This window comes from Lysinibacillus telephonicus (assembly GCF_039654155.1).
Lineage (GTDB): Bacteria > Bacillota > Bacilli > Bacillales_A > Planococcaceae > Ureibacillus > Ureibacillus telephonicus.
Window position 1 is genome coordinate 3,492,278 of record NZ_CP155468.1, and the last position, 15,081, is coordinate 3,507,358.

Genomic DNA, 15,081 nt, shown 5'->3' on the forward strand with positions numbered 1-15,081 from the left:
TTTCTTAGTTATTTGTTATTTAGTTTTTTTGCAATTAAGCATGAAAGCATTTTAAAACAAAAAAAACGTTAATAAGCGAGCAACTTGACTCCATTAATGTTTTAAGGGAAAATGAAGCCTTTTATTTCGAGCACTTCAAAATACTTTTAACAAAAATCTCCTCTCCTCTTTTCCAATCTTACAATCCGAAATAGATCCACGCATTTCTTCAATACTAGGATAAAAAAAGTAAATGACGACAAAATAACTGTATTATGAAAATGCATTCTTAAAGGATGATAAAATGTGAAAGCAAGTTGGACTCTCTATTTAAATGATATAAAAAATATCGGCAGAAACTGGGTTGCAGCTGTATTAATCGGTGGACTAATCCTCTTACCATCGCTATATGCATGGCTTAATATTGAAGCATCAATGGATCCCTATGGTCAAACAGATCAAATTCCGATAGCAATAGTAAATGAAGATAAAGGGACCGTTGTGCGTGACCAGTCCATTCATGTAGGAAATGACATTGTCGCTTCATTAAAAGAAAATAAGTCGATGGACTGGCATTTTGTTAATCGTGAAACAGCAATAGACAAGCTAAAGTATGGAGATTATTATGCTGCAATTATAATCCCTTCAAACTTTTCAAAGAGATTAGGCTCAGTCATCAGTGACAACCCCGAAAAAGCTAATGTTGAATACTATGTGAATGAAAAGCTTAACGCGATTGCACCTAAAATTACGGAAAAAGGTGCAAGTGTGATTGTCCAACAAATCAGCAATAATTTTATATCCACTGTAAATGGGATTATCTTTGAACTGTTTAATGAAATAGGGATCGAATTAGAGAAGAATTTACCAGATATTGAAAAGTTTGAAAGCTATATTTTTACAATGGAAGAAAATCTACCAGAAATTTATAAAATAATTAATGACACGACGAAGGATGCAGAGTATGCTGAAAAGCTTATTCATCAAGCACAAGGAGTAATTCCAAAAGTAAGTGATGCCTCATCCAATGGTATACAAATAATTGATAATACGTCCCACCTTTTACAAGAAGCTGAGGTACGTATGGATGAAATTGTACCGCAAATTGATAAGGAATTAGTCAAAATACAAAGTGTATTGGCAGACACAAATAACTTTGTAAAAAATATTGATACTGCGATTTTAAACCATCCTGAAGGAAATCAAATAAATGATGTTATCAATGAAAGAGTAAATAACTCGCTCCAATCAATTGATAACATTTCAAATATTCTTACTCATCTTCAACTTAATTCAAATGGGCAAGAGAATGGTGAAGAACCAAATGGCAACGAAAGGATCAACGCGATTATCAGTGAATTAGAGCGGATTAAACAAAACTTATACGAGCTACAGGGACAAGCGAATGAACAAGATTCGTTTCTAGAAGACAGGCAAAAGAAAATTGACGGATGGCTATCTAACATTGCGGAAAAAACAGAAATGGCCAACTCCCAGATTGATACATTCATGAAAGATTATAATGAAAGGATAAAACCAGCTGTAAACGAAAAAGTAAATAATGCAAAAAAAACACTAGCACAAGCAAGACAAATATTGTTATCGATCCAATCAACAATACCTGAAGTAGAAAAGATGCTGAACCGTACAGCGAATAATTTATCAAAGGGAAAAGAGACTCTCCGATATGTGAGCAAAGAATTTCCATATGTGAATGATAAAGTGAATGAATTGGCAGATCGATTAAGAAATATACAAGAAGAAGCCGATATTAACGAAATCATCCAACTGCTACAAAATGACCCTGAAGCAGAACGAGGATTTTTTGCAGAGCCAGTTGTACTGAAAGAGTATAAATTATTCTCCATCCCGAATTATGGAACTGGGATGACCCCATTTTATACGGTGCTCTCTATATGGGTCGGGGGATTGTTGTTAATTTCATTACTATCCACGGAAGTTCACCCAAATGAAGCATATTCAGGTAGAACAATTTACTTTGGTCGAATGTTCACGTTCATGACTATAGGATTTTTCCAAACAATCATTGTGACATTAGGAAATATTTTTATACTGCCTGTGGAAATCAGTGAACCATTTTGGTTTGTTGTTTTTGGGCTATTTTGCAGTCTTGTATTTATTATGATTGTATATACACTTGTTTCAGTCTTCGGAGATGTTGGGAAGGCACTTGCGATTATTTTATTAGTACTTCAAATCGCGGGGTCTGGTGGAACGTATCCTGTTGTCCTATTGCCCGAATTCTTTCAAATAATTAACCCTTTTCTACCATTTACGTATGCAATTAGCCTAATGAGAGAAGCCGTCGGAGGCATAATTTGGGAAAAGGTAATGTATGACGTATTATTTCTCTTACTTTTTGGATTAATCGCACTTGTACTAGGTGGATTTTTAAAAGAAATGATAAATAAACAGACAGATAAACTAAAGGAAAAATCAAAAGAATCGGGGTTGTTCCATTAAGCTTTAAAATGGAACAGCACCAATGATTAATTAAGCTGACATCCATATTCCAGTATGATTTGTTAGGCATTTTGTTGATAAGTCATTCCGTGTCTGGCCATTGACTGTAGGAATGGCTTTTTTATTTTGCCTGAAATTATTCTTATGACTACAATATCATAAAATATAAACTTGTAGTCTAGCGAAAATGCATCCTTTTAATATGATTTTTCGCAACGATAGAATTCTACTTCTCTACTTTAAATAGGGCTATTTCTTTACAAAAAAACTTGTTTTATGAATGTATTTTAGCACCAAAAACGTAATGTTATTTTGATTTTGGAATGGGTTTTGGCTCTAAGGATTTATAGATAATGAGAGATTTTGATAAAGTATTCTTCGGAACCATTAAACAACCCTTTTCGGTGCTGTATAGACAAACTAAATCGAATATATAGATAGAGGAGAGTTTGTGCTGAAATCTATTTCAATATTAATAAAATAGATTATTTTAAATTGGATTAAAAAAACAGAAGAGTGTTGAAAAGAAAACGAAAAAGTTTACTGAAAGTAAAATATAGAAACAACAGTAAATAAAATTGCATAAAAGGTTCATGGGGGAAATTTAATTTTAATAATACCAAAAAAATAAATATTTTACATAATAAGGAATATAAGGTAAAATTTTTATAAACCTATAATCTTACAAATAAGGGGGGTATGTAGCAATCGTTTTATATTGTAGGTTACTTTATTAACGATAGAATTAGAGATGAATGAAAATGAGATTCAAGAGAATGACAATGCTATTATTAGTAGTATTAATGTTCTTTTCCTTTAATACACAAGGTTTTGCAAAGGAAATTAATAGAGGAGAAGTCCAAACAAAACTAACCGATGAAATTATTTTATCTTTAACTGAAGATGATCTAGATAATATATACAATATTTTAGTAGATTATAAAGAGAATAATCCTGATGTAACTGAGGAAGAATTAGATAAAATCGCTACAGAATTTTATATTGAAACTTATAACAAAAAACAAATTGATATCAAGCCTCTTGGTTATTATGATGATCTTTTGGAAAGTTCGACAGGGATGAATTCACAGGAGGTAGCACTCTCGAAACAATATCCGTCAGATTTACCTGCGGTATATACATCTTCAAAAATGGCAAACAACGAAGCTGGTAGTAGATATAGTAGCGGTGCTTATTTAGGAAATCAAGATGCTTTTCGTCACACTGCATGGAATGCTTTGTTGGTACAACGATTTTATCGATTAGGCAAAGGTTCAGTTTCACAAGTAATAGCCAAGACTAAAATGTGGACTGATGCCCATGAAAACGGAGCAACAAAACCAGATGGGCTTTCATCATCACAATTTGCAGAAGACAAGCGTATGGATTTACTAAATAATGCTGCTGGTAGAGTTATAGGAGAGACTTACTACGATTCATCGGAAGCATCAATATTAACTAGAGTTCAATATTATGTTGATAATGGTTGGTGTCAAAGAATAAAAACAGACAGTCAAATGGGTTACAGCTTTGATCAAATGAAGGCAATTTCAACTTGGACCCTAAGATCAACCAATACAGTAGGGAAAAAATAATAAGTAACAAATGGGGGTTAACGTGAAAAATAAGAAATATTTAAAACCTGCTCTTTTTGTAGCTTTAGTATTGACCGTACTAATTTATGTTGCTTCAAGTTTTATTTTTAGGGGAGATATAAAAATCACAGTACACAATGATACATTTTCCGAACAATCAATTTGGCTTTCACCCGAAGAAGAACAAATATATATAATACCACCGGGTGAGAAAAGAAATATTAAGTATTCAACGGAAGAAATTTCAATCAGTTTAATGCTAAATTATCATGATATTGAAGGAAAGCCAAAGTCAATTATGTTAAGTGAATATGTGGAAGCACATGAGCAAGGAACTGTAATAGTTGAGATGAAGCAGTTAAACCCTAATGAAGAAATTGTCCTTGAAATATCAGACAAAATTAAATAAGTTCATATTTATGTTAGACCTATGCTGGTGTTACTCTTAGAATATGAATGAAGCAATTACTTTCGTGGTTTTATAATTTACAATAACATCACATCTCTCTTGTTCAACTATCAGAAAAAAACGTAGCTAACTTTCATTACCACTGAAGTCCTTGCTGGAATTTAATGGACCAAGTCAATCTAAAATGAAGTGCTCCCCAATAGTGTACTGCACCCTTTCAGTAGATAGTAGAAATAATATAAACTGAGTTACACGGCTTTAACCCTGTAGGGCTAAGGCCGTTTAGTTTTACTTGAAATAATTCTTTATCGTATACTGTCTTACGCCACATTTAGGACAGATTTCAGCTAAATCTGAGATAACCTTAGAACAATGTGTACAATTAAAGTTACAACACAACCTTTATTAAGAATTAAATCGTCCACTTTAAAAAGTGGACGATACATCAAAATTAATAATTCATTGTTTCTAGTACAGCTCCTAATAATCCAAAACCAAATGATAGGATAAACCAAAGGACAATTGACACAAGTGCCCAAATTAATGCAGATTTAGCTGCTCTAGGTTTATTATCTTTCCATACAAAGAACATTACAATCCCTAGAATTGGTATACAACAAAAAGAAATTAAATTAACTGCAATGTTCGGTTTATCTTCACCAGAAGATGAAGTCTCCTTTACTCTAACACCACACTTCGGACAAACCTCTGCGTATGCTGATATTTGATCGCCACAATTTGGACAATACATAATTTAATGCCTCCCTAATATGTATTTTTAGAAACTTATATTTACGTATGGAAGCTTAAAGAAAAAAGGCTCGTCCAAACTCTCTCCCCAAATTCACGAATATAGTTGTGATATTGATTATAATAAAATCAATCGAAATGCCACCCATAATTCCCGTTATTAATCGACGAATGTTGTTGCTCTCCCACTTATGAAAGAGCTGCCCTGTGCCATCCACAATCATAGGTATAATCAGAGCAAATGAAAGGAGTAGTGATAGCCTTCCGTATGTAGCTAAGATAAGCAACCCAATGACATAGCCTGCCATAATCCCTGTACACCGCGCACATAACGGAAACTGCTTCCCATTACAGTGAAATGACCTTTCAGGCAAACGGTGACACATAAAAGCGTATTGAAGAAACTTATCCATGTTACTACCTTCCCATCCATAAATACAATCCTAGAATAGAATAATACAAGTATATACCATTACTGGAAATTTGTAATTTAATTTTTTGATAATTTTATAATATTTTACAATTAATATATGCAACAGCAATATACTCTAGCAGTAATAAAACAGCCGTAGAGAAGCTTTGCTTTCCCTACAGCTATCTTGAAAACATATAGTCACTTATCAGTATAAAGCTTCTTTTGTATCTCATAAAACTGTTCATTTCTCATCCCGAAATACGTTGGGCCAAAAACATTAATTCCTTCATTAGCCCAAATATCGGGCGCTCTGAAGTTGACTACAGCAACCTTCATGCCTATTTCACAATAAGGGTTTAAAATAGGTTCACCAGTATCGGCATGTAAAATCGAAATAATTTCTGGTGCAATTGAAATCAGCTCATCGTTTTTCTTCAAATACATATTTTCATTTCTAAACCAAATAGTATATTTTTCTTTATCAGCGAAGCTTTCAATTACAATATTCCCTTCAATAAAGCCCATTGCATCCTTCCACTCAGATTGAATAACTTCTCCCTTTACAAATAAGGTTATATTTTCTATTTATATTAACCTATTAAAACATTAATATGCTATATAATTACCTCCTAAGGATTTTTTTGGAATTATTAACTTGTAACACGTTGTATATCGTGTTACGATGTATTTAAGTTTCTATGAAATGAGGTGTAGTAATGGACAAAGAAATTATGAAAGGTAGCATTGATATTTTACTTCTCTCACTCTTAAATAAAAGAGATATGTACGGTTATGAGATGGTAAAAACGTTGAAAGAAAATAGCAATGAACTTTATAACATGAGTGAAGGAACCCTATATCCTGCTTTAAAAAGACTAGAGAAAAAAGAGTGGCTTATATCTTATTGGGAAAATTCAGAGTCAGGTGGAAGAAGAAAATATTATACGATCACAGAAGATGGTAGAAAGGAATTGCTCAAAAAATTACGAGAATGGGGGAAAATTAGTGATTTAATAAAAGTTTGTTCGGAGGGAATGGCTTGGATAAAATTATTGAAACCTACATTAACCAAATTGTAAGTGAATTGGGGTGTGATAAAAAAGAAAAACAAGAAATAGTTGATGAAATAAAAGACCATTTATACTTATTGAAAAATGAATATTTAGAACAAGGCTTATCTGATAAAGAAGCTACTAATTTGGCATTAGAAAGTTTTGGAGAGCAAAACCAATTGAAAAATGGCTTTCAAGAAGCTATTTTCCCCTTTTATAAATTGTTCAAAATAGGGACATGGATTTTATTTGGTCTATACTCGTTTATTGTTTTATTTAAGTTAATATACCAACGAATTATTATACGTTTTACTGATATTCTTAATTCTGCTACTTATGATTTTCCTGTTCGTAATCGATATTTTTCTTATCCAAATGATTCAAACGAATTTTATAATTTAGAAGTATTACAATTGAACTCAAATATCATCCCTTTTAAAAATATACTTACTTATTTAACTGGTTCCATGCAATTTAACGATGATATTATTATCAATAATACGTTAGGTAATATCGTGATTTTCATCCCTTTAGGAATACTTCTTCCTATCCTATTTCATAAATTCTATAAATTCTCAAGAGTTTTTATTAGTTTAATTTTTATTAGTTTTTCACTCGAAGCCCAACAGTTAATTCTTCAAGTTGGGCAATTTGATATTGACAATATTATATTAAATACCATAGGAGGAGTTTTGGGATATTTCGTTATAGTGACAATACCTAGCATTACTAGTTTATTTCAAAAAACGCTAAGTTAATATTCCTATTTTAGTAAAATGAGATTCGATATAGAAAGTGCTAAAAAAGTTAACGCATTTTTATAAAAGAGTTTTTTCATAAGATTATTCTTGTTTTTAAATCGAGTTAGAGTAGCATTACCCTCGTACATACGGTTCCGTATACTGCGGTCAATTAAGGTGTATAACGAAATTTTTCGTAACGAGGTTGCAGACTTTCAGCCCTTGACTACTCCAATATGAGTTGCCAAGGGTTTCGTGTAATATGGACTATTCGATATTCTCCAATAACTTTTTCGTGTATTCCCCCATTTGCAGGCTTTTCAATCCGGTACACCAAAGCGAATGAGATTACGTACCTTTGTCTTTAGTTTCCTCCAATTCTTCCAAAAGCGCATTCGCAGTCTTCTTTGAATCCATCCATCATAGTATGTGCACTTTCACTCTATCTATCCGCTTCATTTACTCGATTCACTCTTAGGCATAAAGGACTATACATTGTTTTAGCATGCTCATCCTGCCATTTCTATTATATATGGACATAATCACCTAGAAACTTTTCAACTTGCTTCGAATAGACACCCGTCGCTTCAAATACGATTTCAGGGGCTTGTCCATCAAAAGCTGTGATTTCCTCAATACGTTGGTGTAGCTGCTCAAATTCAGAAAGTGTATGATCAAACTCACCATCAAATTCACATTGTTTATCCCCATAAAAAATGGCGATTGTACTTTTCCCTTTACTTCATCATGTACGATGACAAATCTACTCCTTTTTACCAATCATAAAAGGGTTTCACAGTGCCATATCGATTCCATTTTCTTTTGCACGATCTCTTGGACCCAACATACTAAACTGATTCAAATAAAGGTGTGAAGTTAGCCAGTTTTAAATATGGATTCTAAATGATCCTAGAGGCCTGTCGACTTTCCTTCACTTCTACTATAAAAAACAGTAGCACAAACCATGGCCTTGGTTTATGCTACTAATGTTAGTATGTTTTTAAAAATTATTTTAATACAGAACCAATTCCTTCATAACGGGCACCTTTCGAATTTGTATCAGTCTCAAATCTCATTTGAGCACCTGTAAATGAGTCACTTTTTCCTGTTATAGTTGTAGAATAAGGACTAGATTTAGTACCACTAACATATCTACTTCCCCAAACATCATCACCATACCAATGTTTTTTTACCACACTATAAACTATTCCTGGAGTTACTCCTGATATAGAAGTTTCTTGTGTTAACAGCACATCTAATGATGATGTACCACTTATATTAAATTCACAATCAGAATAAAAAGTAGAACCTTGGTTCCTTGCCGAAAAATGCCAATCACAAAGGGTATGTAGTGGACGAATAGTTAAATCTTCACCCTCTTTTATTACTTCAAAATCATCAGTGTCTAAAGATTCAGAATTAATATTAACCTTGTCCGAATTAATAGTGAAAGGAACCTTAGAGACTCCACCATTCTCAAAACTTAAATGTATTTGATAAGCTAAAACTGAGCCACCATCGCAGTTGAAAAGTGAGCCACTTTTATATGAAAATAATCCTAACTTCATAGAGTTAGGAGCGTATAGAGGTGATTTCATTGGAAAAGAAACAGAGAGTGCTAATTGCCTTTCATCAAGATGATAAAAGTCAGCGTCAAATTGCGAAGGAGCTTGGTATTTCTCGGAATACTGTAAAAAAATATATTGAAGAGGATCTTGAAAAAAGAAAGCAAGATATTCGAGAACTACCTATTACAGATAACTATGTAACGCCTCCGTCGTATAAGAAACGAAAAGGCAATAAAAGAGCATTAACACCTACGGTGATGAAACGTATCCGAAAAATGTTAAAAGATAATGAGTATAAACGGCAACATCAGATGCACAAGCAACAACTAAAAATGATTGATATTCATGAAAAGTTATTAGATGAAGGTTTTGAAATTAGTTATACCACTGTTAGAAATTTTGTAAATAGTGAGGAGAAACGTCAAAAAGAAGTGTTTATTCGTCAAAAGGCAACTGCTGGTCATGAGATTGAATTTGACTGGGGTGAAGTAAAATTAATCATTGATCAAACATTACGTTCTCTTTCAATGGCGGTCTTTACCCTACCATATAGTAATGAAAGAATTGCATATTTATATGAATCCGAAACAATGGTGTGCGTACAAGATGCTCATGTAAAATGTATTGACTATTTAGGCTTTGTACCAGAAGTTTTTACCTACGATAATATGCGGACAGTTGTAAAGAACTTTATTGGGACTGAACGTGAGATTACCGATGGTATGAAAAATCTATCGATGCATTATCATTTTAAAATACGACTATGTGAACCGAGAAAAGGAAATCAGAAGGGGCATGTAGAGCGAAGTGTAGAATACATCCGCCGGAAAGCATTTGCCCATCGAGATACGTTTACAAGTCTAGAAGAAGCTCAGGCTTATCTAACAGAAATTATCATGAAATTAAACTCTCGTAAGCATTATAAGAAAAACCAAACGCACCATGAATTAATGCTAGAAGAGCGTATAGCTAGGCAAGTAAGCGCAGAAATTATTCCATTTGATGCCTCTGAGTTGTATGAATTTAGAGTGGACAAATATAGCACGATTACTTATAGACAAAATCGTTATTCTGTTCCAGAAGGACATGTTGGAGAATGGGTGAAAGTAAAAGCGAGTGCGGAAAAAATTCTTATTTTTAGTGAAAATGCCTGTATCGCGACACATAAGCGAAGTTGGCAGATCCATCAATGGATTATGGATATTTATCATTACTTACGTACATTTGAAAAGAAAAAAGGTGCATTGGCTCAAAGTGAATGTTTGAGTCAAGCACCAACAAAAATAAAAAAATTATACAAAGATTATTATATTGGAAATGAGCGAGATTTTCTAGAGTTACTTATTTATCTAAAAGAACATAACAATCTAGAAAAAGTCTTAGCAGCGATTGAACAACTCGAAAAGAACCCTATGGTTCAAATAACAACAGAAAAAATTATTTTCATAGCTAGTCAAGGCGAATACATCCATAAAACTGTACATTCCAAAAATGAGGTCACCACCCAATCTCTCGAAAATCTTTCAGCCATAACGGCGTTATTTGAAACGAAAAAGACAGGGGTGCTTCACTAATGGATAAAAGACAAGAAATGATTGAGATGTGCAAGGAACTTCGATTACCAAGCATTCGGGGATTTATTCAAGAAGATGATATGTGGAAACAATATCAGACAGCAGAAGATTTCTTATATCACGCACTAGTGCAAGAAATGGAAGATCGAGAAGTGCGAGCAAAAGCGAATCGCATTCGATCTGCAAATTTCCCTGAAAAGAAACTATTAACTGAATTAGAGTTTGAGAGATTACCGCAAAATGCGGCCTCTCGCCTCCCACATTTAAGGAAATTGGACTTTATTCAAGAAAAACAAAACGTCTTATTAATTGGCTCACCTGGAACAGGTAAAACCCATATAGCAATAGGTTTAGGAATTGAAGCTTGTTTGGCAGGATATAAAGTATTTTTTACAACGGTATCATCTCTAGTAAACCAATTAAAAGAGAGCCGTTCTGAAAGAACGTTACGTTCATTTGAACTGAAGTTTGAAAAATATGATTTAGTAATCATTGATGAATTAGGTTATATCTCCTTTGATAAAGAAGGAGCCGAGTTATTATTTACTCATCTTTCCCTTCGGGCAGGACGAGCATCCACCATCGTTACGAGTAATTTATCATTTGATCGATGGGAAGAAATATTTCATGATCCAGTTTTAACAGCAGCTTTAACGGACCGACTAACACATCGAGCATATATGGTAGACATGGTAGGACCATCTTATCGAATATTAGACACAAAGGAATGGTTGGAAAATAGTCAGGTTTAAGTGGCTCAGTTTTTAATTAATAAATGGCTCAATTTTTACTTGCGAAATACACTTAAATTTACAATAAAATAATTATTTTCTTTGTTTTCAATAATTTCATATTCTACAAGCTTATCTTTAAATAATAATAATTTGTACTCTTCTTTAAGTCGTTTAGTAGATTCAAAACGCTCGTCATTTACATATTTTATCACTCCATCAATATCACCATTTTTCATAGATTCTAAAAAGTTAATCAAGATTTTACTTTCTTGAGTCTCTTGCTTACTTGCCGCATCAGCTAATAAAGGAAGTGATAATGCAAAAAGCATGCCAAACATTAATACTGTAATTAATCTCTTCATGTAAACATTCTCCTATATTTGTAAAGTACTGGTAATAATACCAACAAATGTAATAATATCATATAATAAACTATTTTTCTATTAATTTTAGTGAATTTTACAATATATACAAATATTGATAAATTTTATAACAATAACAAATTAAAAGAGCAGCTTTACTATGAAAAAGTACATACTTTAGTTATAGTGTGATTTGCAATAAGTGCAGAGAATTGCAATTAAATATACAGAGTGTTGGCACCCAGTAGGACATGATACATGTGAGCGCCTAAACTTTCAATAATTTACTAAATATACCATTTGGGTGTGGGAGGCCGGGTTAGAAGAAAAGAAATTGAGAAGCTAAAAATCAAACTCTAGAAAACAATATCGACTAAACAAATTTTTGTAAAAGTAGAGAACAATGATGAGTTAAAACAAATGGATATTTTAGAAATCTAAAAATTAAAATAAACAAAAAGGGTGACCCAAATTCGTTAGTTTAATATGGTACCTGTAGTTAGGACACTTGAAAAAGAGTGTTTTATCTACAGGTATTTTTTTATATACTGAATTTTAATAAATGGAGATTAGAGGACATCATGAGTAAGATAATATTTTCACTTAAAGAGATTAAAACATTAGAAAAGAATCCAAATGTACAACGTGTAAGTGAACGGGCGATTACATATACAGATACCTTTAAAAATACATTTTTAGATGAATATTTAGCTGGTAAACTTCCTCGACAAATTTTTGAAGAAAACGGCTTCGATGTAGACGTTATAGGAATTAAACGCATTGAACAATCTGCTTATAGATGGAAGAGAGCTTATGAAAAGAATGGTTCAATTGGACTCACAGATTCGAGAAAAAGTAATACTGGTCGACCATTCATTCGTGAACTGACATCTTCTGAAATTATCGAAAGGCAAGAGGCTAGAATTAAGTTATTAGAGGGCCAAGTGGAATTATTAAAAAAGCTCGAAGTGACAGAAAGGAGGCTGCTAAACGCCAGAGAAAGTCTAGATCCAAGTAGTATATATCAGTTAATTTATGAAACCGTTGAACAGAATCAATTTAAGCGAATGACGGCTTATTTATGTGACCTTTTAGAAGTCTCACGTTCTGGATATTACAGTTACCTAAAGGCGGGTTCTAGCCGTAAAGCTAGAGAGCAACGAGACTTAGAAGCGAAAGAGATCATATTAAAAGCCTTTAATCGACGTGGTTATAAGAAAGGGTCCCGTTCCATAAAAATGATTCTGGAGAATGACTTTAATCTTATCTTTAGTCGAAAAAAAATCCAAAGAATTATGAAGAAATACGGAATCGTCTGCCCTTATAGAAAGGCGAATCCGTATAAAAGAATGGCCAAAGCGACAAAAGAACATCAGGTCGTTTCAAACAAGCTAAACAGAGAATTTAAGCAAGGTGTTCCTGGAAAAGTGTTATTAACAGACATTACTTATTTGCCATATAACAATAATTGTATGGCTTATTTGTCGACCGTAAAAGATGCCGCCACGAACGAAATCCTAGCTTATCATGTTTCTGATCGAATCACTTTAGACATCGTAACCCAGACAATCCATAAATTAGTCAAGAACAAAAAAATCATTCTACATAAAAATGCCTTCATCCACTCAGACCAAGGAAGCCATTACACAAGTCCAAGCTATCAAAAATTATTAAAGAAATATGGTCTAGGCCAATCTATGTCTAGAAGGGGCAACTGTTGGGATAATGCGCCTCAAGAGTCATTCTTCGGTCATTTAAAAGATGAGGTAGACTATCAGTCTAGTAAAACATTAAAAGAATTAAAAGCAAAAATAAATCATTACATGGTTTACTACAACAATTATCGATATCAGTGGAACTTAAAAAAGATGACCCCTATTCAATATAGGAATCATCTTCAAATTGCTTAATCTCTTTTTTTATTGTGTCCTTGACATAGGTGCCAGTTTAGTTTTGGGTCACCCTTATTTATTATTCGCTTTTTAGAAATACTGTTTTCGTTAAAGTATAAAACTCTTTTGCGGCTTCACCTTGTTCGCGCACGCCTGTACTTGAAGCTTTTACGCCGCCGAATGGTGCTTGGAATTCTACTCCGGCACTTTCTGCGTTTACACGTACTAGCCCTGCTTCAATTTGATCAATGAAAGTCATAGCGGAACCAAGATTTTTAGTAAATATTGATGCACTTAAACCATATGCAACATCATTTGCAATATCGATTGCCTCTTCTAATGAATCGGCTTTCATCAATGCTATGACAGGACCAAAAATTTCTTCCTGGGCAATTCGCATATTTGCTGTTACATCCTCAAAAACAGCCGGCTCTACATAGAAGCCTTTTAATTCTTCTGATTTTAAAGCGTTGCCACCAAAAATTAACTTTGCTCCTTCTTCCTTGCCAATTGCAATATAGTCCAATACCGTATTGTACTGGCTTTCACTTGCACATGGTCCCATCCAACTTTGCTTTTGATCATTATTAATGGAAATTTTACTTGCTTCTTCTAATAATTTATTTTTAAACGTTTCATAAATAGATGATTCAACGATCACTCTACTTGTAGCTGTACATTTTTGCCCTGTTGATTTAAAACCGCCACTTAATACAGCTGCCACTGCATTATCTAAATTTGCATCAGCTAATACAATGACTGGATTTTTTCCTCCCATTTCCAACTGGAACTTTACGCCATTTTTTGTTGCCGCTTCTGCTACTAACTTCCCAGTCGAACTAGAACCAGTAAATGTGATACCGTTTAAATGTTGATTATTAATTAGAGCATCTCCTACACTTGAGCCACTGCCTGTAATAAAGTTTAATACGCCGTTTGGAATATTGGCTTCATCAAAACATTGTACGATTTTAGCTGCGGTTACTGCTGCTTCTGATGCTGGTTTAAATACAACTGTATTTCCATATATTAAAGCAGGCGCAATTTTCCACAAAGGAATCGCAACTGGGAAATTCCACGGTGTAATTACCCCAACAACGCCTAATGGTGCACGTTTCGTAAACATGATAGCTTTGTTATCTGATGCAGGAATTACATCACCATCTTTTCGGCTGCCTTCAGAAGCATAATAACGTAGTATCGCAACGCCGCGCTCTGTTTCACCTAATGCTTCTGGGTAGGTTTTTCCCATTTCATCCGATAATGTTTTAGCAATATCTTCTTTATTTTTTTCAACATTTTCAGCAACTTTATAAAGAATTTGTCCTCTTTGAAATTGACCTAATTGATGCCATTCCTTTTTGGCAGCTGATGCAGCATTCACAGCCAATTCTACTTCTTCACGAGTAGAATTTTGAACCCTCCCGACTACTTGAAGTGTTGAAGGATTGATACTTTCAATTACATTTCCGCTGCTGCTTTTACTCCACTTACCATCTATATAATTCAAAATTTCATTCGTCACGT

General features: G+C 33.5%; 14 protein-coding genes and 1 pseudogene. 8 read left to right on the top strand and 7 right to left on the bottom strand.

Annotated features, from left to right (window positions below; genetic code table 11):
* The first annotated feature begins 285 nt into the window (after positions 1-285).
* The 3 genes from MKY04_RS16940 (at position 286) to MKY04_RS16950 (ending at position 4,467) form a co-directional block, all read left to right on the top strand.
* Complete coding sequence (locus MKY04_RS16940) at positions 286-2,463, top strand: YhgE/Pip domain-containing protein (protein WP_346234801.1); 2,178 nt, start codon at positions 286-288, stop codon at positions 2,461-2,463.
* A gap of 761 nt (positions 2,464-3,224) precedes the next feature.
* On the top strand, positions 3,225-4,058 hold the full coding sequence (locus tag MKY04_RS16945) for a DUF6973 domain-containing protein (protein ID WP_346234802.1): 834 nt from the start codon (positions 3,225-3,227) through the stop codon (positions 4,056-4,058).
* Positions 4,059-4,080: 22 nt separating this feature from the next.
* The gene (locus MKY04_RS16950) at positions 4,081-4,467 is read left to right on the top strand and encodes a hypothetical protein (protein ID WP_126294740.1); all 387 of its coding nucleotides are present in this window, start codon (positions 4,081-4,083) and stop codon (positions 4,465-4,467) included.
* Positions 4,468-4,918: 451 nt separating this feature from the next.
* Here the strand turns inward: MKY04_RS16950 and MKY04_RS16955 are convergent, their stop codons facing one another.
* The 3 genes from MKY04_RS16955 to MKY04_RS16965 form a co-directional block, all read right to left on the bottom strand.
* A complete protein-coding gene (locus MKY04_RS16955; RefSeq protein ID WP_126294741.1) occupies positions 4,919-5,218 on the bottom strand; it encodes a zinc-ribbon domain-containing protein in 300 nt (99 codons plus the stop codon).
* A 55-nt stretch (positions 5,219-5,273) separates the two neighbouring features.
* On the bottom strand, positions 5,274-5,630 hold the full coding sequence (locus MKY04_RS16960; protein WP_126294875.1) for a DUF2085 domain-containing protein: 357 nt from the start codon (positions 5,628-5,630) through the stop codon (positions 5,274-5,276).
* Between the two features lie 200 nt (positions 5,631-5,830).
* Positions 5,831-6,217, bottom strand: coding sequence for a DUF917 family protein (locus MKY04_RS16965; RefSeq protein ID WP_126294876.1), 387 nt, complete (start codon positions 6,215-6,217; stop codon positions 5,831-5,833).
* Between the two features lie 131 nt (positions 6,218-6,348).
* On the opposite strand from MKY04_RS16965, the gene MKY04_RS16970 reads away from it, so the two are divergent.
* Positions 6,349-6,711, top strand: coding sequence for a PadR family transcriptional regulator (locus tag MKY04_RS16970; RefSeq protein WP_126294877.1), 363 nt, complete (start codon positions 6,349-6,351; stop codon positions 6,709-6,711).
* Complete coding sequence (locus tag MKY04_RS16975; RefSeq protein ID WP_126294879.1) at positions 6,672-7,442, top strand: VanZ family protein; 771 nt, start codon at positions 6,672-6,674, stop codon at positions 7,440-7,442. The genes MKY04_RS16970 and MKY04_RS16975 overlap by 40 nt, the downstream gene beginning before the upstream one ends.
* A gap of 154 nt (positions 7,443-7,596) precedes the next feature.
* On the opposite strand, the pseudogene MKY04_RS22300 reads toward MKY04_RS16975, so the two are convergent.
* A pseudogene (locus tag MKY04_RS22300) lies at positions 7,597-7,849 on the bottom strand (group II intron reverse transcriptase/maturase); the annotation flags it as partial.
* A 582-nt stretch (positions 7,850-8,431) separates the two neighbouring features.
* A complete protein-coding gene (locus MKY04_RS16980) occupies positions 8,432-8,992 on the bottom strand; it encodes a hypothetical protein (RefSeq protein ID WP_346234803.1) in 561 nt (186 codons plus the stop codon).
* A gap of 29 nt (positions 8,993-9,021) precedes the next feature.
* Here MKY04_RS16980 and istA point away from each other — a divergent pair, with 29 nt between their 5' ends.
* Both istA and istB read left to right on the top strand, forming a co-directional pair.
* Positions 9,022-10,566 (top strand): IS21 family transposase, encoded by a 1,545-nt coding sequence (istA, locus tag MKY04_RS16985; protein WP_221766347.1) that lies wholly within the window; start codon positions 9,022-9,024, stop codon positions 10,564-10,566.
* On the top strand, positions 10,566-11,318 hold the full coding sequence (istB, locus tag MKY04_RS16990) for an IS21-like element helper ATPase IstB (RefSeq protein WP_126296391.1): 753 nt from the start codon (positions 10,566-10,568) through the stop codon (positions 11,316-11,318). The genes istA and istB overlap by 1 nt, the downstream gene beginning before the upstream one ends.
* A 35-nt stretch (positions 11,319-11,353) precedes the next feature.
* On the opposite strand, the gene MKY04_RS16995 is transcribed toward istB, so the two are convergent.
* Complete coding sequence (locus MKY04_RS16995) at positions 11,354-11,662, bottom strand: hypothetical protein (RefSeq protein ID WP_346234804.1); 309 nt, start codon at positions 11,660-11,662, stop codon at positions 11,354-11,356.
* Between the two features lie 581 nt (positions 11,663-12,243).
* Here MKY04_RS16995 and MKY04_RS17000 point away from each other — a divergent pair.
* Positions 12,244-13,572: an IS3 family transposase gene (locus tag MKY04_RS17000; protein WP_346234805.1), complete on the top strand. Its 1,329-nt coding sequence runs from the start codon at positions 12,244-12,246 to the stop codon at positions 13,570-13,572.
* 61 nt (positions 13,573-13,633) lie between these two features.
* Here the strand turns inward: MKY04_RS17000 and gucD are convergent, their stop codons facing one another.
* A complete protein-coding gene (gene gucD / locus MKY04_RS17005; protein ID WP_428833887.1) occupies positions 13,634-15,079 on the bottom strand; it encodes an alpha-ketoglutaric semialdehyde dehydrogenase GucD in 1,446 nt (481 codons plus the stop codon).
* Positions 15,080-15,081 lie beyond the last annotated feature (2 nt).

What these genes read in the sequence shown, in the direction of transcription:
- MKY04_RS16955 (WP_126294741.1), bottom strand. Translation starts at nt 5,218, where the DNA reads ATGTATTGTCCAAATTGTGGCGATCAAATATCAGCATACGCAGAGGTT.
- MKY04_RS16945 (WP_346234802.1), top strand. Translation starts at nt 3,225, where the DNA reads ATGAGATTCAAGAGAATGACAATGCTATTATTAGTAGTATTAATGTTC.
- MKY04_RS17000 (WP_346234805.1), top strand. Translation starts at nt 12,244, where the DNA reads ATGAGTAAGATAATATTTTCACTTAAAGAGATTAAAACATTAGAAAAG.
- istB (WP_126296391.1), top strand. Translation starts at nt 10,566, where the DNA reads ATGGATAAAAGACAAGAAATGATTGAGATGTGCAAGGAACTTCGATTA.
- MKY04_RS16995 (WP_346234804.1), bottom strand. Translation starts at nt 11,662, where the DNA reads ATGAAGAGATTAATTACAGTATTAATGTTTGGCATGCTTTTTGCATTA.
- MKY04_RS16970 (WP_126294877.1), top strand. Translation starts at nt 6,349, where the DNA reads ATGGACAAAGAAATTATGAAAGGTAGCATTGATATTTTACTTCTCTCA.
- MKY04_RS16980 (WP_346234803.1), bottom strand. Translation starts at nt 8,992, where the DNA reads ATGAAGTTAGGATTATTTTCATATAAAAGTGGCTCACTTTTCAACTGC.
- MKY04_RS16960 (WP_126294875.1), bottom strand. Translation starts at nt 5,630, where the DNA reads ATGGATAAGTTTCTTCAATACGCTTTTATGTGTCACCGTTTGCCTGAA.